The following is a 21,791-nucleotide window of genomic DNA, read 5'->3' as shown; positions in this document are numbered from 1 at the left end:
TTCTTTTGTAATTAATCCTCCCAAAATTCTGGTTTTACATTAGATCCAAAACGTGTACAATCTACACAACGCGTTGGCACCACCATGAAAGCCCCACTAGGAGTTGTTGTAGACCATCTTACAATATCTTGTTCTAATTGAGCTATTAGAGTAGCAGTGCTAGGTAGGCTTGCTTCACAGGATGCATACGGCACAAATCGAGGTCTTATACTTTCAGGATCATAAAAATCTTCATAATCAAAATAAATTCTTTTTGTTGAAACCGAAGATATATCGAAGTAGCCAATCACTTTTTCTTCTGGATTACTAATATTCAAAATATTACCAGCTAAAAACCCCGGCTGGCTTTGCGTAAACACATTATCCAGGCCAGATAACTCCTCCAGAATTTCATAATAGGTATACGCTTCCCGGCTTATAACATACTGTTTTACAAGTAGACTGTACCTATTAGAAAGGCTTGGGCTATCTGAAGGTATAAACTTTATTAGTAGGTCGTTTACACTATCTTCTGAGAGTGAGTTTGTATTTGAAAGTATTATTTCCTGTGACTTATTTGTTTGGTAACAAGTATATTCTTCTTTTTGTTTTGGCACTTCTACAGGCTCGCCATCTACAAGAATTAGATCATTTACTTTAAAATAGTTTGAATTAAATTTAAAGGTCTCTACATATTCATACCTGTAATAATTGGCAGACTCATTCGTACTTTGATTATTTAAAGTGATTGCAACACCATTTTCTCCCCCGTAGTCAATTCTATTGGCTTGCAATACACCTATACTGCTGCTACCGGGTAATTGCATAGGAGTAGATTCATATTCTTCCCCATTTGCTGAAATTTGCAATTGGTAATTAACACCTGGTTGTGCCGCAAAACTATCTCTGGAAACATATACTCCGGGTTCGCTTTCCTGGAATATAAACTCACTGTTTCCTATCACTCTAATATCGGCACCAGATAAAGCACTTGGTCCTATAGAGTCTATAGCATAAACTCGGGATAATTTAATTTCATGCTGTTTGAGTTCATTAGTAATAGATCCCTCTATTACTATGGCTTCCTCAAAACCTTCAGATTCTAATGGGATTTCTTCCACACAGGAAACTATCAGCATTGCTATAGTTAATAGAAAAAAGGTCTTTTTATATTTCAGAATAAACTTTATTAATTTCATTACTATTAAAATCTAAAATTATAGGTGATTGTAGGAATTGGAATAGAGAAAATTGAACTTTGATAGGCCTTCACTTCTCCACTATCGGTTACGAAAAATACTGAGTAAGGGTTGTTTCTACCCAGCACATTATACACCGAAATATTCCAGAAACTATGAGCAAATTTTTCAATCTTATGGTTTCCTTCCACATTAAAACTCAAATCCAATCGATAATAATCTGGAATCCTGAACTGGTTCCTGTCACTATACAAAACATACTCAGAATTGTTAAAGTTATATTTCCCAATTGGATATGTTACCGGTCTTCCGGTTTGGTAAACAAAATTAGCCGAAAAACTAAAACGTTGTGTAAGCTTATAATTTAGCACAGCACTAAAGTCATGTGGTTTATCAAAATTTGTAGGGAAAAATTCGCCGTTATTAACTGTTTCTTCCTGGAAATCTCCTGCTAATTTTATAAACGACCTGGAATACGTATAGCCTAAATATCCATTTAACCTTCCTTTGTTTTTTCTAACCAGGAATTCTACTCCGTAAGCTTCTCCCTCACCCTGGAGAACTTCGGTTTCAATATTTTCATTTAAAAATAAATCGGCGCCAATCTTATAGTCTAAGAGATTATCTGAAGTTTTATAATAGCCTTCTAAACTGAGTTCGTAAATATTTTCATCAAAATTCTTAAAGAATCCTAAACCAAATTGATTGGCCCGTTGCGGTTTTATAAAAGAATCTGAAAGTTTATAAGTATCAGTTGGAGCGGCTGTAGTATTATTAGATAAGGTATGAATGTATTGGTAAGTATTGTTATAACTTACTTTGGTTGAAAATGTTGGCGTTATAAAGTACCTTCCGGAAACCCTAACTTCAGGCCCGCCATAAGTTTCTATCACTTCCCCGCTATCATAGTTTTCTATACCTGTAGCGGTATTATCGTTTCTTGGCAAACCTTCTTCGTAGGTGTTTAGCTGAGCTGAGCCAAAGGCGGTATAAAAGGAATATCGTAAACCTGCATTAATTAGTAGCTTTTCGGTTACTTCAAAGTTATCTTCAAAATAAATAGCGGTTTCTAAAGCTCTTTCCTCGGGTATACTAACTTGTTCAATGAGAGATTCAGGGCTTCCGGGATTAATTTCGCCGGGAGAAACCATATAATATTTTCCGCTTATTCCATAATTAAAAGTATGTGCCTTATTATGGAAGTATTTCATTTTTAATTTCACTTCAGATTCATTGATGGTATATCCCGATTCAAAATCATTATTGAAATCACTCGCGTAATCCAAGTTGAAATCATAATTACTATTGGTTAGTACCAACTCTCCCTGATGCTTTTCATTAAAATATTTATTGTAAGAAAGCGAAAACATCCTGTTGGTGTAACTAAATAAAGAGTCTGAAGTGATACTAAAAACATCACTACTATAATATCCGCTAACATTTAACTCATCACTATTATCAAATTTATGGTTGTATTTAGCCACAACATCATAAAATGACGCCTGGCTGCCTTCTAAAGATTCATCTTCTAAAAGGTTTAAAATCCAATCTGAATACGTACCACGGCCACCTACAATTAAACTCGATTTATCTTCTACAATTGGGATTTCCAGGCTTAGGTTCCCGGTAACAGGCCCTATGGAAACTTCACCGGTAAACTCTTCTTTATTCCCCGTCTTGGTATTGAGGTCAAAAACCGAAGATAATCTCCCGCCATATTCTGCTGGAATACTTCCTTTATAAATACTTATATCTCCCGTAGTAAAAGGATTTAGCCCAGAAAATATTCCGAAGAAATGGGCAGGATTATAAATTACTCCTTCATCTAGCAGAATTAAATTCTGGTCGGTTTTTCCACCTCTTACATTATAACCGCTTGCGCCCTCACCGGCCGTGGAAATCCCCGGCAAAGTAGTGGCTACTTTTAAAATATCACGCTCGCCCAGAACAAGTGGAATATTCTTAATTTCGGCTACATCTATTCTTTCTACCCCGGTAAGGGCGTTTCTCACGTTATCCCTGGCGTTAGCTTCAACCAAAACTTCGCCCAGTTCTTCAAAACTCTCTTTCAGTTGTAAATTTAAAACTCCGTCGTTATAAACTACGAGACGCTTCTTAACTTTATCGATTCCAAGGGCCTGGGTTTCAAAAATGTTTATTCCTTTAGGAAGCCTAATTTCATAATTTCCATTAATATCTGTAACCGTTCCTTTATTCTGATTAGGGATTAAAATATTTAATCCGGAGATAGGTTCTCCTTTTTCTGAAATCACTCTCCCACTAAGCTTATAAGTACTTCTGCTGGATTGTATATTTTCTTTTCCTATTAAAACGGTTTCTACTATTTCAGCCTGCTCCTCATTATCATTGTAAAAAACAGGATCTGCACTTTGATTTTCTTCTTCTGCAACTGCGGTTTCTTCCCGGGTCTCTAAAAAGCCTTCCGGTAACCGGTCATAAATTATACTACCGCGAGTTAGAATAATACGCTGGCCTTTTACAAAATAATTGATATTGGTTTCTTCCAATAAATCTTCTAATACTTCTGTTACTTTGGTTTGCGAATATTCACCGGAAAATTTAGTAAGGCCAAACCAGTCTTCATCAAAAAAGAATTGATAATCGGTTTTTGCTTCAATTTCAGCAAAAATATCAGGCAGTTCTTTATTCTCAAAACTTATAGATATTTCTGGATCGGCTGTTTGTGCGTAAGTGAAAGGGAAACATAAAAGTAAAAAAAGGAGTAAATATTTTCTCATTCTTAAATTTGATTTGTAGCAGAAGGAATAAGGCTATTTATTTCATTGGCCAGGTTTTTCATAAAAACATCTGGATTATCCTGAGATTGTTTCCTGTATTTGCTATAAAAATCTCTTATTTCGCTTTTCAGATCTGGAAATTTAGAAAATAGATCCCTACGATTATCCAACTCAAAAAATTCATTTTCAAATTGAAAAATATAATCAGGCCTGGCAGGGTTAAACTCACTATATGCGACACTTCTATCCCTAATTTCCATTCTATTTCTAATATGTTTCTTGAAAACTTTTAAGAGACCTGCTTCATTAATTACTTCATAGAAACCTATGATATCTGAATTATTTATGGCCTTTAAATATCTAAACTTATTATCCTTGATCTGAAATTGATTCACCTGATCGTCTATAAGCTGAAAAATAGAATTTCTTTGATCCTGCTTAAGATTAACCAATAACAGATCGTCATAGATATTATATTTCAAAGGCACCTGGTAATAGGTTAACCCATTATAAGTGACAATTCCATTTTGAAACTCCTGAGTTTCAAAAAATTTATGTTTTTCGTTAATCATACGGTCGGTTTCCACATATTCAATTCCCCGGAACAAAGTGGTATTCTCAATCCCAATCGTTTTATCGTACCAGGAATAGATTTTTTCTTCCGAATAAGTTTGGGAAAAAGTGGAAAACGTTATTATAAAGAAAGGAAAGGCAAGAAGGTAATTTTTATACATTCAACAGTCAATAAGTAAATAATTCGCAATATTTCTGGAAAACTACAAAATAAAACGGTTATTTCGCATCCTTAATAATTAAAAATAATAAAGCTGTAAATCTCAAAACCTGAGAACAATCATAAATTACATCTGGTAGAAAGTTATAAATTTGTAAATCCTAAAAAGATACCATGCAACTCAAGCAATTTATAGATCACACGTTATTAAAACCGACGGCAACGCCAGCAGATATTGAAAAGTTATGTCTGGAGGCGATATCACATCAGTTTATTGCTATTTGCATTCCCCCTGCCTATCTCCAACTTGCCAAATCGGTTTTAAAATCTTCTAATGTAAAAATAGCAACGGTAATAGGTTTTCCATTAGGTGCTATGACTACAGATGCCAAGGTTTTTGAAGCCAAAGATGCTATTACAAAAGGTGCTGATGAAATTGATATGGTAATTAATATTGGAATGTTAAAAGCCGGAGATACAGATTATATCCAGAATGAAATTGCTGCAATTAAAAAGGCTATAGGTTCTAAAACTCTTAAAGTAATTATTGAAACCTGCTATTTAAGCCTTGCTGAAAAGGAAGCGGCCTGCAAGGCTGCTTTAAATGCAAAAGCAGATTTTTTAAAAACTTCTACTGGTTTTGGAACTGGCGGCGCTACATTTGAAGATGTGAAATTGATGAAGAATATTGCCGGAGATAAAATGCAGATTAAAGCTTCAGGCGGAATTAAAGATCGGGAAACCGCCATAAAATATATAGAATTAGGAGTTTCCAGACTGGGAACATCCTCGGGAATAAAATTGGTAACTTCAGAAGAAAACTAGAATGAGCGTACATATACAAGCAAAGAAAAGCGAAATCGCAGAAAATGTATTACTTCCCGGAGATCCCCTAAGAGCAAAATGGATTGCAGAAAACTTCCTGGAAAATGCTGTTTGTTATAATGAGGTTCGTGGAATGCTGGGCTATACCGGAACTTATAAAGGAGAAAAAATCTCTGTACAAGCAACCGGAATGGGTATTCCTTCGGCATTAATTTATTCAACGGAATTAATTACAGAATACGGAGCTAAGAAATTAATTCGGGTTGGTTCTGCCGGTTCTTATAAAGAAGATTTAAAAGTTAATGATGTTGTATTAGCTATGGCCGCTTCTTCTAATTCGAGCTTTAATAAAGCAAGATTTCAACATGCTGATTTCGCACCTACAGCCGACTTTCAATTGTTTATGAATGCGGTTAAATTTGCCCAGGATAAGAATATTCAATTTAGGGCCGGTAATGTACTTTCATCAGATGTATTTTATGAGGAAAATGATTTGAATTATAAAAAATGGGCAGATTACGGAGTTTTGTGTGTAGAAATGGAAACCGCCGGACTTTATACCATTGCTGCCAAGTATAACGTGCAGGCACTTTCGGTGCTTACTATTTCAGATTCTTTAGTTACCGGTGAACATTTACCTGCAAAAGAAAGAGAGCAAAGTTTTAGCCGAATGGTTGAAATAGCTCTGGGTAGTATTTAAGTTTGTTTGAGTAAATTTCATTAAATTCGGAAGTAAATCCCAGTTTAATGAAATTTTCAACGGCAATCTTTATTCTAATCATTGGCTTTATTTGTAATGCCCAAAATTCTACACAACAACTTCAGAAGAAGATAGCTGCTATTTTTGAGGAAAATCAGGGAGATTTCGCCATTGCGTTTAAGAATATTTCCGCAGAAAAATACAATATTTTAATCAACCAGAACGAAAATTTCCATGCTGCGAGCACCATGAAAACCCCGGTAATGATAGAGGTTTTCAAACAAGCTTCCGAAGGAAAATTTTCACTTAAAGATTCCCTGATAATAAGGAATGAATTTAAAAGTATTGTAGACGGAAGTCCGTTTGCTATGGAACTCGGTCGGGATAACGGAGAACATCTCTACGAACAATTAGGTCAAAAAAGGAGTATTAAAGACCTAGTAACTGATATGATTATTTACAGTAGCAACCTGGCCACTAATATTGTAATTGAGCTGGTTGGCGCTAAAAATGTAAATAAAACCATGCGCGAAATAGGCGCTATGGATATCAATGTACTTCGCGGTGTTGAAGATATGAAGGCTTATGAAGCTGGTTTGAGCAACTCCACTACTGCTTATGACCTGATGTTAATTTTTGAAGCTCTTGCCAAAGGAAAAGCAGTAAATCCAGAAGCTGACAAGCAAATGCTCCAAATTTTGCGACAGCAAAAGCATACCGATCTTATTCCTGCGCTACTTCCCAAAAATCTAAAAATTGCCAATAAAACAGGATGGATTACCGGGGTACATCACGATTCAGCTTTAATTGAATTGCCTGATGGAAAAAGGTATGTTTTAGTATTGCTTTCAAAAAACATGAAAGATATGGAGGCCGGTACTAGAATGCTAGCTGAAGTTTCAAAGATGGTATACGATCATGTAAATAACAACTAATTTCCAACTAAAGTTTTAAAATGAAAATATCCTTAAAATCAGGTTTATTGGCAAGTACTTTTGTATTTGCTTCAATCAGTACATTTGCTCAAGAAAAAGATATCGATTTACCTCCGGAAGCTACCGAATTCTACAAACCGGTTCCTCAAAAAATTCAAGCTGGTGAATCTAAAAATACACCACCATCTGATGCTAAAATCTTATTTGATGGGGCAAATCTTTCGGCTTTTGTAAATGAAAAAGATGGTTCTGAACCCACCTGGAATATTGAAGAAGACGTCTTAACGGTAAATCCGGGAACCGGCGGTATTTTAACCAAAGAGAATTTTGGGGATATGCAATTACATTTAGAATGGCGCTCACCATCAGAAATTAAGGGCGACGGACAGCAACGTGGAAATAGCGGAGTAATAATTATGGGTAAATATGAAGTGCAAATTCTAGATTCTTTTGAAAACGATACCTATACGAACGGGCAAGCAGCGAGCATTTATAAACAATCCCCACCCTTAGTGAATGCTACCAAAGCTCCCGGTGAATGGAATACTTATGATATTATCTTTACCGCCCCAAGATTTAATAAAGATGGAATGTTACTAAACCCGGCTAAGCTTACGGTTCTTCATAATGGTGTAGTAGTACAAAATAATTACGAACTACATGGTCCAACAGCATACATAGGAATCCTAAATTATACAAAGCATAAAGAAAAGCTTCCTATTCATTTTCAAGATCACGGAAGCCCTGTAAGTTTTAGAAATATTTGGGTGAGGGAACTTGAATAATTTTTAAATTACAAATCAATTAAATTATAAGAACTAAACTTTATGAGCAACTATAAAGCTTCCGAAGATCGTTACGAAAAAATGCAATATCGCCGCTGTGGAAAAAGTGGGATTAGACTCCCACTACTATCGTTGGGTTTATGGCATAACTTCGGTGATAAAGATAACTTCGAAAATGCGAGAAATCTTTTAAGAACTGGTTTTGATCATGGAATCACACACTTTGATTTGGCTAATAATTATGGACCACCTTATGGTTCTGCAGAAAAGAATTTCGGAAAAATTTTCGCCCAGGATTTTAAACAATTTCGCGATGAGTTGATTATCTCCACAAAAGCCGGTTGGGATATGTGGCCCGGCCCTTATGGTGATTTTGGCTCCAGGAAATATCTTATTGCCAGTTTAGATCAATCCTTGCAAAGAATGGGATTAGATTATGTAGATATATTTTATCATCACCGCCCAGATCCTGACACGCCTTTAGAGGAAACAATGGGAGCATTAGATCAAATTGTAAGACAGGGAAAAGCACTCTACGTAGGAATTTCTCAATACTCTGCAGAAGATACGGCTAAAGCGGCTAAAATCCTTAAAGCTCAAAACACTCCATTTTTAATACACCAACCCAGATATAATATGATGGATCGCTGGGTTGAAGATGGTTTATTAAATACCCTGGAACGCGAAGGAATTGGCAGCATAGTATTCTCTCCTTTAGAACAGGGAATTTTAACTGATAAATATTTAAACGGAATCCCAAAAGATAGCCGTGCGGCAACCCAGGGAAGTTATTTAGATGAATCCAAAATCACTCCGGAAGTAGTTAATAAAGCGCAAAAATTAAATGAAGTGGCGCAATCCAGAAACCAAAGTTTAGCGCAAATGGCTGTGGCCTGGTTGTTAAAGGACGATCGAGTAACTTCGGTACTGGTTGGAGCGAGTAAAGTTGCTCAATTAAAGGAGAACATTAATACTTTGAAAAACCTTGAATTCAGTAAAACCGAATTAGATGAAATAGAAAAAATCCTGCTGAATAACTAGCAGGATTTTTTTAATGGCTTGCTGAGAAGTTCTGAAATCGTCTTTCTGGCGAAAATATATCTTCTCAGAAAGCCTGCTTTTTATTTAATGTAAACTTCTAAAAGTTCACAATTTTCAGCTGAAATGTCTACCTGCTTATTATCAGCAGGAATGAGAACGGTTTCTCCCTGCTTGATATTTTCAGAATTTCCATTTACAGAGATAACTCCGTTTCCACCAACACACATATAAATTACAAAAGAATCTAAATTGCTATAATCTTTCTTTACTTCACCTTTTACTGGTAAATAGTTAGTAGTGAAATATTTACAACTAGCTACTTCAGAAGAGGTATTTGCCTGTTTTTTATAGTTAAGTTTAAAATCGTCTTTCTTTTCAAAATCTATAGCATCTATGGCTAAGGCGGTATGAAGTTCTCTGGAATTCCCCTCATCATCGGTACGATCCCAATCATAAATTCTATAGGTCACATCTGATGTCTGCTGAATTTCAGCTAAAAGAACCCCTGCTCCTATTGCATGTACTTTACCGGTATTAATAAAGAAACTATCTCCTTTTTTAACTTCTTCGAAATTAAGTAGTTCCACAATCTTGCCTTCTTCCAACCGGGCAATATAATCTTCTTTTGAAACACTTTCCTTAAAGCCAATATTGATTTTTGCTTCTTTATCGGCCTGCATAATATACCACATTTCGGTCTTTCCAAAAGAGTTATGCCGCTGTTGTGCAAGTTCATCATTAGGATGCAATTGAACTGATAGCTCTGTATTTGCATCTATAAACTTTATGAGCAAAGGGAAATCGGCATTAAATTCACTGTAAATTTTTTCACCTACTATTTTAGCCTTGTATTCATTTAAAAGGTCTTTTAAAGAAAAACCTTTAAGTTCTCCATTGGCTACCACAGAAATATCTCCTGATACGCCAGAAATCTCCCAACTTTCACCCAGGTTATCGCTGGTTGTTTCTTTGTTGAGATTGTTTTTTAATTTGTTACCACCCCAAATTTTTTCCTTCAGAATGGGATTGAATTTAATTGGATAATCGAGCATTATTTGGTTAGTTTAAAATCGCCTAAATATACTTAAATATTAGCGTGTTAAAAAATGAGTGACTTATAAGGGCATTAATAACTTTAATAACCAAAAAAATATCTGGTTATTGTGATGGTATAATATCTAGTTCTGTCTTTTCAACCAAATACAATTCGCGGTATAACCTTCGCTTATGTTTGGTACTTACAGGATTCATATCTATACTATCTATTTTTTTTGTTTTGTAATTACTAAAAAACTGCTGTAGGCTATCACTAAGACGAGCTTCTGCTAAAAGCAAAAACTTATTATCGGTTGGGGTTTCTATCTTTCCTCCCTGGTTCAGCACTCTAATAGGTTTCCCATATTCCCAAATAATTTCGGGAGTGAAGGTGTTAAATTCATATACCTGGGCATCATACTTTTTTAGATGATGTTCTATAGTTGAGATGCTATTGTATTCCCGATTTATATTTATTTTATCTGCCATTGGCAAACCAAACCATACAATACTTATCAAGAAACAAATACTTAAATAAAATACCGGTTTTATCTTCTTCAGCGTTAAAAACCTAAACATTAAAACGCCAATACTAAACAAGAAAATTGAACTTAAAATATACCAGTGCAATATGTCTTGCAGCATAGGTTCAAAATAAAAATATGCTGCAATTGGGAAGATACAACCTACTAAAGCGAATATTCCAAAATGGAAATAAACTACTGCTGCCTCTTTAATTTTTATACTTCTGAAATGATTAAAAAGGTATTCTATATAAAACGAGGTGTTCATGGCCATAGGAATAAGCACCGGCAATAGATAGCGTGATTTTTTCTCTGGGATTACAGATAGTAGAAAAACCGAAGCCAGGGTCCAAAAAAGTGTAAATTTATAGGCCTTTTTATTGCTAACCCTATCTTTTAAATAAGGATATAGTAAGGCTACAAAAGACGGGATAGTCCATAAGCCACTTTGTATAAAGAAACTCCAATAATAATAAAATGGCCTTACATTATAGTTTAACCACCTTCCAGTCTCCTGACTTGTAATTTCTGCCACTGCATTTGTATCAAACAAATAAACATAAAGATTCCACCAACCACCTGATATTAAAGCGATAGCAACTAATAGAACTAAAGCTTTCCAACGCTTTTTAGTTCCCTTAAATTTATAAGTAAAACCATAGGCGATTAAGAATGGAAGAAATAATGCATAAATAGAAACCGGACCTTTGCTCAAAATAGAACAGCCTATAAAAAGGCCGCTAAGCGTGGCAATTAAGTACCAGTTTTTTGTGGTATTGTATAATTTATACAGGAAGAATATAGCTATCATCATAAAGCTATGGGTATAAATATCCCATTGCCCATCTCTGCTGGAATAAACAATATAAAATGAGGTAGCAGCAATTAGCCCGGCCAAAAAAGATAATTCAATATTCTTAGTAATTTTAAGCAAGAGTTTATATATAAAAATCACCAAAATTAATCCCATAGTCGCAGAAGGGAGCCTTAAACCGAAAAGACCTTCCATTCCAAAGATAGCCATAGAAATTGCGGTTAGCCAGGTTGGTAGTGGAGGTTTTTCGTAACGTGGTTCAGCATTCATTGTGGTGAATATCCAGTGGTTATCATTTAACATTTCCCGGGCCGTAATAAAATTGCGCGCCTCCATAATATTAATATATATCGCATCTAGATTTACAAAGAACACTGCAATCGCAACAAGAACTAGTAGTACCAGATATTTATTCTCTAATTTCATTATGATGAATTATAATATTTCTAATGTACATTAAACAGCCAAACAAATGACCAATAAGCAAAACAGGGTCTTTTCTAAATATTGCATAGATTAAAATTGAAGAGGATCCTGCAAGGCTTAGCCACCAAAATCCAAGTGGTAAAGTAGATTTTTTTTGTTTTTCGGAATAAAGCCATTGATACAAAAAACGTAAGGTGAAAATTATTTGTGCAACAATACCTAAAATCATTAATCGCAGCGAAATAGCTTCGTTTTGAAATAGCTTTTGAAGATCGTATTCATTATTAAAAAAACTATAAACTATCACTAGCACAGGAAAAATTAGCACTAAAAATCTAACCAGATAATGGAGTTTATGCCATTGTCCCTGTAATTGTAAATTTCTAATATATATAAAGTAAGTGATACTTTGTCCCAGCATAATTGCAAAGTCATCCCTGGCGTAACCGTAAATAAATAATAAAAACGAACCCAATAAACTTAACTCCCAAAAAAGGATTGGAGTGAGCACCTTTTTTTGTTTTTCAGAAAGTAGCCACTGCATAATCATCCTGGAAGAAAACAAGAGTTGAGCGGTAAAGCCTATTACATAAATTAATAGCGAACTATCCATGTTTCGCTTTTATACTATAATCTATATAAGATTTTTTAATCCAAACGTATGCAAAACAGTCTAGCAATGGGCCAAGAAACCTGTTCTTAAAATTATATTTTGAATATCCTTCTATCCTGGGATAATGATTTATCACCACCTCTTTAATTTCCTTTTGTTGCAAAAGTACCATTGCCGGTAAAAAACGCTGCAAGCCCTTAAACATTGGGATTTTTTTAGCGTATTCGGTATGTAAAATCTTTAGTGGGCATCCGGTGTCATGCATATTGTCCTTAGTAAAAAATATCCTTACTGCATTTCCTGTTTTCGAGGAAATACGTTTTACTAAGGTATCTTTTCTATTTTTGCGCCAACCGGTTACTAAACCGTAGTCTTCAATATAAGGAAAGAGTAATTCAAAATCTTCGGGATGAGTCTGTAAATCGGCGTCCAGGTAGCCAAGTAAAGGTGTTTTAGTATAATCGAAAGCTGCCTTTAACGCTGCTCCCTTTCCGTAATTTTTATCAAACAACAAACAGCTAAAAGCATCGTGATCCAGACAAAATTTTTCTATTGTAGCAGCGCTACCATCAATAGAGCCGTCATCTACCAGCAGTACGCAAGAGTTGAGCGAAGCCGATTTTAGGTAATTTTGTAAATATTCAAAAAGCCGTGGTAAGCTTTCTATCTCATTGTAAACGGGAACAATAATGGTAAACTGAAATTCCATACACAATTATAGGCTGTAATTAGGTTTTGCTGGTAAAGCCCATAATTTTAAAACTTAGGCTGGTTAAACCAATATACTTAAACGTGAAGCAAGTTAAGTTCATAAAAAAGGGCAAAAAAAATTACCGGGGCAAAATTAAGGATATAATTTAGAAAAACTTTCAAAATAAAAATTAAGTTAAAAAGAGATTAAACAGCTGACTAAAATAGGCTTAAATAAAAAAAATAATTTTTTATTAAAATAAGCTTGTTTTATTTCTAAAGAGGCGTATATTTGCAACCGCAAAAACGGTCGCATAGCTCAGCTGGATAGAGCACCTGCCTTCTAAGCAGGCGGTCCCAGGTTCGAATCCTGGTGCGATCACAAAAAGTCTTCCAATTCTGGAAGACTTTTTTGTTTTATAAAATCCATCCAAAAAAAGCGATCAATACTTATGGATGAGGTACAAAATAATGTTAAAGCATATAGGAGGATTTGACGCCAGGATACTACTAGCGATAGCTCAAATTCTCTAAAGCTAGCCCCAGGGAATTAAAACATCAAACAACATTTATTTTATAGATCTTGTCTACTTAAATTGAGATGAAACTCGCAATTTATTTTGTTTTATTAGGCTGGAATTCTTTCCACGCCTCTTCCAGTGTTTGTAAAAAGGCTTCTGAAGACTGAGCTCCTGAAATGGCATATTTATCATCAATAACAAAAAAGGGCACTCCTTTAACTCCTATATTTCGTGCTTCCATCTCGTCCTGTTTAACCTCATAACCAAAAGCATCAGAATTCAGCAAATTTTTCACTTCATCAGTATCTATTCCAATTGAAGTAGAAATTTCCTCTAAAACTTTGAAATCATCTATATTTTGACCTTTAATAAAATGTGCTTTAAATAGAGCTTCTTCTGCTTCATTGGCCAGCCCTTTCAATTTAGCTAATTGGATAAGTCTATGTGCCATAAAACTATTTGCCAGAATTGAACTTTCCAGGTCAAAATTCAATCCTACTTCGGCAGCCATTTCTGTTGCCCCGCTTAACATTTGTCTCGCTTGTTCCTCGCTTATACCTTTTGTTTTAACAAAATATTCCAGGGTATTTATATTAGGATCTGTTTTTAGAGTAGGATCTAACTGGAAACTTTTCCACTCTACTTCTACTTGATCCTTCCCTGAAAAACCTGCCAGGGCAGTTTCAAATTTTTTCTTCCCTATATAACAAAATGGACATCTAACGTCCGACCATATTTTAATTCTCATATCTACTTTTTAAGGATATTTAGACGTAATTTTTAAATTAACTTTCACCGAAAATAGTATTCTGGAAAGTTGGTGTCGATCTAAAACAAAAACACATCTATAACAAATTACAATGCAATGTTTAAATGGTGCTAAAACAACTGCTATTCTTCAACCACACAAATTCCCGATTTTTAATTTTTAAGGTGAAAATTGTTCTGAAATTCAACTAAGTTTCCAGGATAATATTCCCCCCTTAGACTAATCATATTATTATGAGTAAGGTAAACCCCTACTCCATAACATTATGAGATATTTGGAAAGATTTTATCCCAATGAAATGCTTATCTTTTTGAGTTTTTTATATCGAATCCTAATGAGTTGTCCCTAGTTTTTATAGCAATATAATTATCCTCTTCATTTGAAGTGATTTCAAATTTTGGCGGAATTATACTGAGAATAATATTATTGTATATCCGTATAGTGTCCTAATTATAAAGTTTAGCTTTATAGCGCTTTTCAGCAGTTTATTTTGAAAAAAAATAATTTAAGTTAAGGCTATTTGAACACCCATAATTATAAAAACCAACCCACTTAATTTATTGAGCCATAAACCGGCCTTGGGATTAGCAATAATCTTTTGAGAAAATACACTGGCGAATATTGTAATAATTGAAAACCAGGCAACTCCTATAATGGCGTAGGTGAAACCCAATAAAATAAAAGGCACAGGATTTTCAATTTCATCTGATGCAATAAATTGAGGAAAAAATGCCAAAAAGAATAATGCAACTTTCGGATTTAATGTATTAGTAAAAAAGCCAGAGATATAATCATTTTTTCTTTTATTCGGAATTGAAGACTGATCCATTTTAGGTGACAAATCACTTTTTTTCTTTAATTGTAAAAAACCCAAATAAATAAGATAGACTACTCCTACATATTTAACAATTGTAAATATTAACGCCGATTTGGCAATTAAAACAGAGAAGCCTAGTGCTGCCAATAGAGTATGGATTAATACACCAGAATTAACCCCAAGGCTGGCATATATGCCTGATCTCTTTCCGTTAGCGATTGATTTATTCAAAACAAATATTGTATCTATACCCGGCGTCATAATAAAAAAACCTGCGGTAACAATAAATGCTAAAAAGTTATCTGGACCCATAATATCTCAATTTTATCAAGTTTATAAAACAGGGCACAAAACAACTAAATTGTAGTCACACAAAAAATACTTATTTTTAATCAAATAATGCAAAAAACGCATTAATTATGACGCTACAACAAATTCAATATTTTCTAAAATTAGCTCAGGAATTGCATTTCTGGCAAACATCAGAAAAGCTTAATATCTCGCAATCATCTTTGAGTAGGCAAATTAAATCGCTGGAAGATGAAATAGGAATTAAATTATTTGAAAGAAATAAGAGAAATGTAGCACTAACAGAGGCCGGTATATTTCTTGAGAAACATTGGGGCGGAATAATAGATGAATTTAATCGCATCCAGAGACAGGCTAAAAAAATTGATGAAGGAACTTCTGGTGCCATCTCAATAGCATATCCCGGATCTATCGCCTTTAAATATTTACCGGATTTACTAAAAAAAATAGACAGTAATTTACCGGATTTAAAAATTGAATTAACCGAACCTACTGACCAAAATCATGAAAAACTCTTACTAAATTATCAAATTGATATCTCCTTCAGTAGAGATAGAATTTTAAACTATGGCATTACTTCTTTAAAATTATACACTGAACCTATCTTTTTGGTTGTTCCAAATAACCACTGGACAACCAGTTGTTCAACTATAAATTTTAAGGATCTGGAAAATGAAAAATTTATTATATCTGGATTAAACCACACCACTTTCTTTGCATCTACCTTAAGAAATATTTTTCATAAACATGGTTTTGAACCAAAGCAAACTTTAGAATCTGATTTTGGAGGAATGATATTAACGCTCGTCTCTAGAGAAATGGGAATCTCTATCCTACCCTACTCATTTAAATTTGCAAAAAGCGAAAATGTAACTTTTATTGATATAAAGGAAAATATAGATCTCTTTATAAACTGGAGAAAGAAGGATAGAAATAGTGTTATTGAAAAAGTAGTGACTTACTCTAAAATTATTGGAAAAGAATTCTATTAAACCTTTGGGTTGCATTTGGTATATAGGTCTTATTAGAAATAGTTAAACTATAGAATCATTGATTTTTCTTCTAACTTAAAGAATTAGGATTCCCTGTATTCTAAATGAAGTAACTTTTAAGAATATTACAAATAGAACTATATCTTAGAGTTAGGCATTAATTTTTATAAAATATATATGCCCAAATAGACCTTGAAAGTCTAAAGTTAAGCGTGCTTAACAATATTGCGATTACGGCAATAATAAAAAATACATTTAAGGGAGCTAAGTCTACCAAATACCAAAATAAAATAAGAGAAGCTATCATTTCTGCTGCGCCAAGTGCATAACTAACAAACATAGATCCAAAAAAGAAACCAGTTTCTTTTTCAAATTTGTAATCGCAATGCTTACAATTTTTATTCATTTCGGGCATTTTAAAGCGAAAAATATTCCCTCGTTTATTAAACATTTTTCCTTTACCGCAATTAGGGCATTTGCATGTAACAATGTCTAAGGCTTTGCTCATTATATATGAATTTTGAATCTCTGCAAAACTAGTAGTTAAACCAATAATTATTATTATATTTTCCCCGCCACTATTTGTACTTTTAGGACATCTATCATGAACATACCTGTTTTAAAAATTGATCAATTTCAAGAAGAAATACCATTAAATGATTTTTATGCCAATACCTTTTCCAATCATATTAAGTTAAACAAGACCCTTATTTCAAGACCTCACAAACATAATTTTTATTTATGTGTATTGTTTACCGAAGGTTCAGGTATACATGAAATAGACTTTAATTCTTACACTATAAATCCTGGAAAGGTATTCTTTTTAAGACCTGGTCAAACCCATTTTTGGAAATTTGACTCAAAACCAGAAGGCTTTATCTTTTTTCATACACAGGAATTTTATGAATTAAAATTTATAGAACATAAACTCAATGAATTCCCATACTATTATTCTTTCCAAAATCCACCGGTATTAAAGTTATCGACAAAAAAATCAAGTATTTTAAAGAAAAAATTTCAGGAAATCTATAGCGAATATTTAAAAAAAAGAGCTTTTAGAGAATTAAAAATTGTAAGCTTAGTAAATACAGTTTACATAGATCTACTGCGCAGGTACACGGCAAATATTCAACAGGAAAATCGTTATTCTTCAAATTATTTGAGCATTCTTGAAAAAGCAGATATTTTAATAAATGAGAAATTTCACGAAGAAAAATTGCCTAACTTTTATGCCAGGCAATTAAATATCACTACAAAGCACCTTAATCGGGTTATAAAGGAAACCCTAAATAAAACAACTTCAGAATTAATTTCTGAGCGGGTAATTTTAGAGGCAAAAAGATTAATAGTGCATTCTGATGAAAATTTAGCAAACATTGCTAGTCGATTAGAATTTTCTGATTATTCCTATTTTTCTAAAATTTTTAAATCTAAAACCGGATTAAGCCCTATAAATTTCAGAAAAAAATATTTAAACAAATAAATACGATTATTAATTTATTGCTAGTTCAAGTATATCTATAAATACTATGGTATATTTTCTATTCGGTTTGAATGTAGTACATTAAGTACTTAAATAAGTATAGGTACACTAATAAAAAGAAGCAAAAAACCTAAAATGAAAATATCAGTAGCGCAATTTCAACCAAAGGATGGAGACAAAACATATAACTTATCAATAATTAGAAATCTTGCAGGGAAAGCAAAAGCTAAAGGAGCAGATTTAATTAGCTTTCACGAAATGTCTATTACGGCATACACCTTTACCAAAGATTTAAGCTTGCAGCAATTAACAGCACTGGCCGAAGAAGTACCCAATGGAAAAAGCACGCAGAAATTAATTACAATTTCTAAAGAATTAAATATTCCAATCTTAGCGGGCCTTGTGGAAAAATACGAAGGAAAAATATATAATACCTATATCTGCGTTACGGGAGAAGGAGTTGTCGCAAAGTATAGAAAAATACATCCTTTTATTAGTAAGCATATGTCGGCTGGTGAAGAATATTGTGTATTTGAACTTCTAGGTTGGAAATGTGGAATTTTAATATGCTATGATAATAATGTAATAGAAAACGTTAGGGCTACAAGTTTACTGGGAGCCGAATTAATTTTTGCACCTCACGTTACAGGCTGTACCCCATCTGCAATGCCACATCGCGGTTATGTAGCGCATAAGTACTGGGAAAATCGTGAGAACGATCCTATTCCCTTGAGAATGGAATTTGATGGGCCAAAAGGTAGACGTTGGTTAATGCGTTGGCTTCCAGCAAGGGCTTATGATAATGGAGTTTACTATGCCTTCACCAACCCCATTGGTTATGATGGAGAACATCTAAAAAACGGCAATTCAATGATTATTGATCCTTATGGAGAAGTACTGTCTGAAATAAGGTCTTTTGAAAACGACATTACAGTTTCAAAGATCACAAAAGAAAAGATTCAATCCTCAGGTGGATGGAGATATAAAAATGCGCGAAAACCAGAGCTTTATAAAGATATCCTGAGCCAAAAACATACCTCACAAACAACACCAATATGGATGAAAGAAAAAAATTCCGGCAATAGTTTATAGGTGCAGATTCAAAAAAATGGCTCTCTTTTTATAAAAATGCTAACAATAAATCAATTGGCTATTGGTAAATTAAAACTTTGTGGTATAGGCAATATTAAGTAAAAAACTTCGGAGGAAGCTCAAGAAGCATTATTATTGAAAAATATAATTTGATTTCGAGGCAAGCCTCGGAGCATTCAATCTCGATTATCGAGTAAACGAACTTGCCACAAACCAAGGTGGCTTTCAACGGAAAAATTTAAATTTTCAGGGGAATCTCGAAGTATTCAAATCTCTATTATCGAATAACTAAAATTCTAACCCACTAACAACCGTAAGTCATCAATTCAGTATAAATTCTCCCTACATACTTCACTCTTGCGTTTATCACAGGACTGTTCCAAACATCTTGTTAAGTCATTTTATTTAAACCTAATAAATCTTTATTTTCGAGCTCCTTAAAAGAAAGAAGATGAAAGAAAATAAACTGCTCAATTATATTGAAAATGTATTAGAAAATATGCCAGCTGACTGGTTGAGACTAACTACTCATCGACTGGATATTTATAATGAAAGTTTAGCAAAAACTCAATTCCTAAAACAATTTGAAGCTCTATATAAAGACGATAATTCTAAAACATCGGCACTTTGTGAATTACCTACCGCTTTCGACTATATTCGGTTAGGCCATCCTTTATCCTCTGTATTAGAATGGGGAATTGCTCACTTAAATGGTCTAGAACCAGATAATGTGATTAGTTTTTCTTCAAAAACGATCCCGGTTTTAGCTGTGCTAAGAAAAAATTTGCTTGAGAATAAGAACACTCAAATTAACTATACCGGAGAATTACCCGATTTTTTTGATTTCGAAACAATACGTCGTGTGTATGGGTACAAGTTTGAATTAAAGCAGGTTAAAAGTCCAGAAGATATCTCTGATTTTAATGGTAGCACTATTTTCATTGCTCAACACCATAAAATAGGCACGTTTGCCCTTAATAAGAAGATTGACTTTTTAATAAATCTATACCCTTCCCTTGGAAGTCTTTTATTGGTTGAAGGGGAGCAAAATGAAGATTATATTTCAGAAATTCAGCACGTTCGAAGAAGAGAAACCATTGCCATGACACCGGCCGATTCGTTTTCGGCACTGCAACAGTTCATTGGAAAATCTACTTCAACTAAAAAGAATAGCAATAAGGAGATCAACAAAAAAAACGTTATAGGTTCAATTCAAAAGATCACCGCTACAAAATCTAATGTGCAGCTTGGCTCTTGCGGACTCTCTATTCAATACGCTATTATGATGGGGCTTATTGATGATGCCCTGGAAAAACACCCTGGAAAAGACATTAAAATTATTGTTCCCCCAAACTGTTACGGCGGAACAAACGACCAGGCAAGACGGGTTGCTGCTTGCGTTAAAAATGTTGAAATATTAGATTTGCCGGTTGATGGCGATAACGATATGGTTAAAAGTACAGATCGGGTTTTGGACAGGGTTGCTAAGGAAGGTGCTGTTCCATATATTATTGCTGAAATTCCAACAAACCCAAGGGTTGAAGTTCCCAATCTGGAAGATTTAAAAGCTGTTTTAAGCAAAACCCGAAAAACTGCATTGGAAGAGATTGCTATAGCCCCGGTTTTTATCCTGGATCAAACATTTTGTCCTAACGTACAGTTTTTAAGTAAAGACGGTATCCTCTCCTCTATCAAAAATATCTCATACGTGAGTGGATCTAAATTTCCGAGTGGAGGAAAATGTACTGCAGGCTATTGTGTTGCCAATCAAAAAGCTGAAGCTTTGATGCCAAGCATAAAAAAGCACCTTCAATTATGTGATAATGAAGCCACAGATCTTCAAGTTGCAATATTAGCAGAACAATTACCCTCAATGAATCAAAGGATTCAAGATGCTTATAAAAACACCCGTGAATTTGTAAGCTTTATTGAAGAGAAATTACCTACTGCTAAAATTAATTTTGTCTCAGAAGATTTAGCTAGACAAGGATTTACACCCTCAGTATTTTCTTTGGATCTTCCTACAAAAGGTAATACAAATGAAGAAAGGGAAAAATATAAAAGAGCTTTAAATCAAAAGCTCATCAATATGATGATTAGTGAAATCCCAAATGAAAGTAAATATTGTGTAAGTTATGGACAGTTAAAAGGATGTTATTGGACCATCCCTGCAACTTCTACTCAAGGAACCACAAAAGAAGATGATAAAGATTATATTGCCCGGATATCTGTATCTCCTAATTTAGACCTGGAACATCATAAAAAGGTTTTTTCCGACTTTGTGAAGCAGCTATAAAATAATAATGTTCTTTAATTTATTTTAGGTTGATCATAAAATCTTCAATCTATAAGGAACAATTATTAAAAATCCAGAGCTATAATTTATTTGGCTCTGGATTTTTTTATTTCAAATAAAGTCATGGCAGACAAGCTTTTGAGCATTTAAATTCCGATTATAAAGCAAAACAGAAAAATATTAGAAAAGAGAAATAAACAAGTATCACTTATAATTAGCAAACAAATCTCATTTTCGAAATTTTACTGGCTCTATAAAAAGTTGGAGAATTTATATGTCCCCTTTTCCCCCATTAATAGGTGTAATCAGTTATACTTAGTTAATTAATCGGCATTTATAGAATTCACCCTATTTGTAATTCACATCAAATATATTTTCTCTAAAAAAGGTAGAAGGATAAACGCCACTTATCTACTATAAATGAATTCTATAATAACTAGGAACTATATTTTAT

At 33.8% G+C, this 21,791-nt stretch carries 19 protein-coding genes and 1 tRNA gene; 10 read left to right on the top strand and 10 right to left on the bottom strand.

Annotated features, from left to right (window positions below):
• Positions 1-11: 11 nt before the first annotated feature.
• From B5X51_RS00160 to B5X51_RS00150, 3 genes are read right to left on the bottom strand one after another with little or no spacing between them, the layout of a single operon-like run.
• Complete coding sequence (locus tag B5X51_RS00160) at positions 12-1,178, bottom strand: DUF4249 domain-containing protein (RefSeq protein ID WP_079718846.1); 1,167 nt, start codon at positions 1,176-1,178, stop codon at positions 12-14.
• Between the two features lie 5 nt (positions 1,179-1,183).
• On the bottom strand, positions 1,184-3,937 hold the full coding sequence (locus B5X51_RS00155; protein WP_079718845.1) for a TonB-dependent receptor domain-containing protein: 2,754 nt from the start codon (positions 3,935-3,937) through the stop codon (positions 1,184-1,186).
• Positions 3,938-3,939: 2 nt separating this feature from the next.
• On the bottom strand, positions 3,940-4,671 hold the full coding sequence (locus B5X51_RS00150) for a hypothetical protein (protein ID WP_079718844.1): 732 nt from the start codon (positions 4,669-4,671) through the stop codon (positions 3,940-3,942).
• A gap of 173 nt (positions 4,672-4,844) precedes the next feature.
• Here B5X51_RS00150 and deoC point away from each other — a divergent pair, with 173 nt between their 5' ends.
• From deoC to mgrA, 5 genes are read left to right on the top strand one after another with little or no spacing between them, the layout of a single operon-like run.
• A complete protein-coding gene (gene deoC / locus B5X51_RS00145) occupies positions 4,845-5,495 on the top strand; it encodes a deoxyribose-phosphate aldolase (RefSeq protein ID WP_079718843.1) in 651 nt (216 codons plus the stop codon).
• 1 nt (position 5,496) lies between these two features.
• Positions 5,497-6,195, top strand: coding sequence for a purine-nucleoside phosphorylase (gene deoD / locus B5X51_RS00140; RefSeq protein WP_079718842.1), 699 nt, complete (start codon positions 5,497-5,499; stop codon positions 6,193-6,195).
• A gap of 47 nt (positions 6,196-6,242) precedes the next feature.
• Positions 6,243-7,130 carry a serine hydrolase gene (locus B5X51_RS00135; protein WP_079718841.1) on the top strand — a complete coding sequence of 296 codons (888 nt, stop codon included), beginning with the start codon at positions 6,243-6,245 and terminating at the stop codon, positions 7,128-7,130.
• A 20-nt stretch (positions 7,131-7,150) separates the two neighbouring features.
• Positions 7,151-7,915, top strand: a complete 765-nt coding sequence (locus B5X51_RS00130) for a 3-keto-disaccharide hydrolase (RefSeq protein ID WP_079718840.1) — start codon at positions 7,151-7,153, stop codon at positions 7,913-7,915.
• Between the two features lie 42 nt (positions 7,916-7,957).
• Complete coding sequence (mgrA, locus tag B5X51_RS00125) at positions 7,958-8,956, top strand: L-glyceraldehyde 3-phosphate reductase (protein WP_079718839.1); 999 nt, start codon at positions 7,958-7,960, stop codon at positions 8,954-8,956.
• 80 nt (positions 8,957-9,036) lie between these two features.
• Here mgrA and B5X51_RS00120 read toward each other — a convergent pair whose 3' ends face one another.
• The 4 genes from B5X51_RS00120 to B5X51_RS00105 form a co-directional block, all read right to left on the bottom strand.
• Positions 9,037-10,008, bottom strand: a complete 972-nt coding sequence (locus B5X51_RS00120; RefSeq protein ID WP_079718838.1) for a type I phosphomannose isomerase catalytic subunit — start codon at positions 10,006-10,008, stop codon at positions 9,037-9,039.
• Between the two features lie 106 nt (positions 10,009-10,114).
• A complete protein-coding gene (locus B5X51_RS00115; protein WP_079718837.1) occupies positions 10,115-11,755 on the bottom strand; it encodes an ArnT family glycosyltransferase in 1,641 nt (546 codons plus the stop codon).
• Positions 11,739-12,368, bottom strand: coding sequence for a lipid-A-disaccharide synthase N-terminal domain-containing protein (locus B5X51_RS00110; RefSeq protein WP_079718836.1), 630 nt, complete (start codon positions 12,366-12,368; stop codon positions 11,739-11,741). The genes B5X51_RS00115 and B5X51_RS00110 overlap by 17 nt, the downstream gene beginning before the upstream one ends.
• Positions 12,361-13,077 carry a glycosyltransferase family 2 protein gene (locus B5X51_RS00105; protein WP_079718835.1) on the bottom strand — a complete coding sequence of 239 codons (717 nt, stop codon included), beginning with the start codon at positions 13,075-13,077 and terminating at the stop codon, positions 12,361-12,363. Before B5X51_RS00105 ends, B5X51_RS00110 begins: the two co-directional genes overlap by 8 nt.
• Before the next feature lie 289 nt (positions 13,078-13,366).
• On the opposite strand from B5X51_RS00105, the gene B5X51_RS00100 reads away from it, so the two are divergent.
• Positions 13,367-13,440 (top strand) — tRNA-Arg (locus tag B5X51_RS00100).
• Between the two features lie 233 nt (positions 13,441-13,673).
• Here B5X51_RS00100 and B5X51_RS00095 read toward each other — a convergent pair.
• Positions 13,674-14,327 carry a DsbA family oxidoreductase gene (locus tag B5X51_RS00095; RefSeq protein WP_079718834.1) on the bottom strand — a complete coding sequence of 218 codons (654 nt, stop codon included), beginning with the start codon at positions 14,325-14,327 and terminating at the stop codon, positions 13,674-13,676.
• A 526-nt stretch (positions 14,328-14,853) separates the two neighbouring features.
• A complete protein-coding gene (locus B5X51_RS00090) occupies positions 14,854-15,477 on the bottom strand; it encodes a LysE family translocator (RefSeq protein ID WP_079718833.1) in 624 nt (207 codons plus the stop codon).
• 107 nt (positions 15,478-15,584) lie between these two features.
• Here B5X51_RS00090 and B5X51_RS00085 point away from each other — a divergent pair, with 107 nt between their 5' ends.
• Positions 15,585-16,466: a LysR substrate-binding domain-containing protein gene (locus B5X51_RS00085; RefSeq protein ID WP_079718832.1), complete on the top strand. Its 882-nt coding sequence runs from the start codon at positions 15,585-15,587 to the stop codon at positions 16,464-16,466.
• A gap of 157 nt (positions 16,467-16,623) precedes the next feature.
• On the opposite strand, the gene B5X51_RS00080 is transcribed toward B5X51_RS00085, so the two are convergent.
• Positions 16,624-16,974 carry a DUF983 domain-containing protein gene (locus B5X51_RS00080; RefSeq protein ID WP_079718831.1) on the bottom strand — a complete coding sequence of 117 codons (351 nt, stop codon included), beginning with the start codon at positions 16,972-16,974 and terminating at the stop codon, positions 16,624-16,626.
• A 96-nt stretch (positions 16,975-17,070) separates the two neighbouring features.
• On the opposite strand from B5X51_RS00080, the gene B5X51_RS00075 reads away from it, so the two are divergent.
• The 3 genes from B5X51_RS00075 to B5X51_RS00065 all read left to right on the top strand — a co-directional run bounded on the left by B5X51_RS00075 (position 17,071) and on the right by B5X51_RS00065 (position 21,337).
• Positions 17,071-17,949, top strand: a complete 879-nt coding sequence (locus tag B5X51_RS00075; RefSeq protein WP_079718830.1) for an AraC family transcriptional regulator — start codon at positions 17,071-17,073, stop codon at positions 17,947-17,949.
• Between the two features lie 135 nt (positions 17,950-18,084).
• A complete protein-coding gene (locus B5X51_RS00070; RefSeq protein WP_079718829.1) occupies positions 18,085-19,041 on the top strand; it encodes a nitrilase family protein in 957 nt (318 codons plus the stop codon).
• Positions 19,042-19,492: 451 nt separating this feature from the next.
• Positions 19,493-21,337 carry a PLP-dependent aminotransferase family protein gene (locus B5X51_RS00065; RefSeq protein ID WP_079718828.1) on the top strand — a complete coding sequence of 615 codons (1,845 nt, stop codon included), beginning with the start codon at positions 19,493-19,495 and terminating at the stop codon, positions 21,335-21,337.
• Positions 21,338-21,791 lie beyond the last annotated feature (454 nt).

It is taken from the genome of Salegentibacter holothuriorum (assembly GCF_900168045.1).
Taxonomy (GTDB): Bacteria; Bacteroidota; Bacteroidia; order Flavobacteriales; family Flavobacteriaceae; genus Salegentibacter; species Salegentibacter holothuriorum.
This window is presented reverse-complemented; position numbering and strand designations above follow the sequence as displayed.

Excerpts from the sequence above, each read along its gene's own strand:
- B5X51_RS00065 (WP_079718828.1), top strand. The coding sequence starts at position 19,493 with ATGAAAGAAAATAAACTGCTCAATTATATTGAAAATGTATTAGAAAAT.
- B5X51_RS00085 (WP_079718832.1), top strand. The coding sequence starts at position 15,585 with ATGACGCTACAACAAATTCAATATTTTCTAAAATTAGCTCAGGAATTG.
- B5X51_RS00105 (WP_079718835.1), bottom strand. The coding sequence starts at position 13,077 with ATGGAATTTCAGTTTACCATTATTGTTCCCGTTTACAATGAGATAGAA.
- B5X51_RS00150 (WP_079718844.1), bottom strand. The coding sequence starts at position 4,671 with ATGTATAAAAATTACCTTCTTGCCTTTCCTTTCTTTATAATAACGTTT.
- deoD (WP_079718842.1), top strand. The coding sequence starts at position 5,497 with ATGAGCGTACATATACAAGCAAAGAAAAGCGAAATCGCAGAAAATGTA.
- B5X51_RS00120 (WP_079718838.1), bottom strand. The coding sequence starts at position 10,008 with ATGCTCGATTATCCAATTAAATTCAATCCCATTCTGAAGGAAAAAATT.
- B5X51_RS00130 (WP_079718840.1), top strand. The coding sequence starts at position 7,151 with ATGAAAATATCCTTAAAATCAGGTTTATTGGCAAGTACTTTTGTATTT.
- deoC (WP_079718843.1), top strand. The coding sequence starts at position 4,845 with ATGCAACTCAAGCAATTTATAGATCACACGTTATTAAAACCGACGGCA.
- B5X51_RS00090 (WP_079718833.1), bottom strand. The coding sequence starts at position 15,477 with ATGGGTCCAGATAACTTTTTAGCATTTATTGTTACCGCAGGTTTTTTT.
- B5X51_RS00160 (WP_079718846.1), bottom strand. The coding sequence starts at position 1,178 with ATGAAATTAATAAAGTTTATTCTGAAATATAAAAAGACCTTTTTTCTA.
- B5X51_RS00110 (WP_079718836.1), bottom strand. The coding sequence starts at position 12,368 with ATGGATAGTTCGCTATTAATTTATGTAATAGGCTTTACCGCTCAACTC.
- mgrA (WP_079718839.1), top strand. The coding sequence starts at position 7,958 with ATGAGCAACTATAAAGCTTCCGAAGATCGTTACGAAAAAATGCAATAT.
- B5X51_RS00155 (WP_079718845.1), bottom strand. The coding sequence starts at position 3,937 with ATGAGAAAATATTTACTCCTTTTTTTACTTTTATGTTTCCCTTTCACT.
- B5X51_RS00080 (WP_079718831.1), bottom strand. The coding sequence starts at position 16,974 with ATGAGCAAAGCCTTAGACATTGTTACATGCAAATGCCCTAATTGCGGT.
- B5X51_RS00115 (WP_079718837.1), bottom strand. The coding sequence starts at position 11,755 with ATGAAATTAGAGAATAAATATCTGGTACTACTAGTTCTTGTTGCGATT.
- B5X51_RS00095 (WP_079718834.1), bottom strand. The coding sequence starts at position 14,327 with ATGAGAATTAAAATATGGTCGGACGTTAGATGTCCATTTTGTTATATA.
- B5X51_RS00070 (WP_079718829.1), top strand. The coding sequence starts at position 18,085 with ATGAAAATATCAGTAGCGCAATTTCAACCAAAGGATGGAGACAAAACA.
- B5X51_RS00135 (WP_079718841.1), top strand. The coding sequence starts at position 6,243 with ATGAAATTTTCAACGGCAATCTTTATTCTAATCATTGGCTTTATTTGT.
- B5X51_RS00075 (WP_079718830.1), top strand. The coding sequence starts at position 17,071 with ATGAACATACCTGTTTTAAAAATTGATCAATTTCAAGAAGAAATACCA.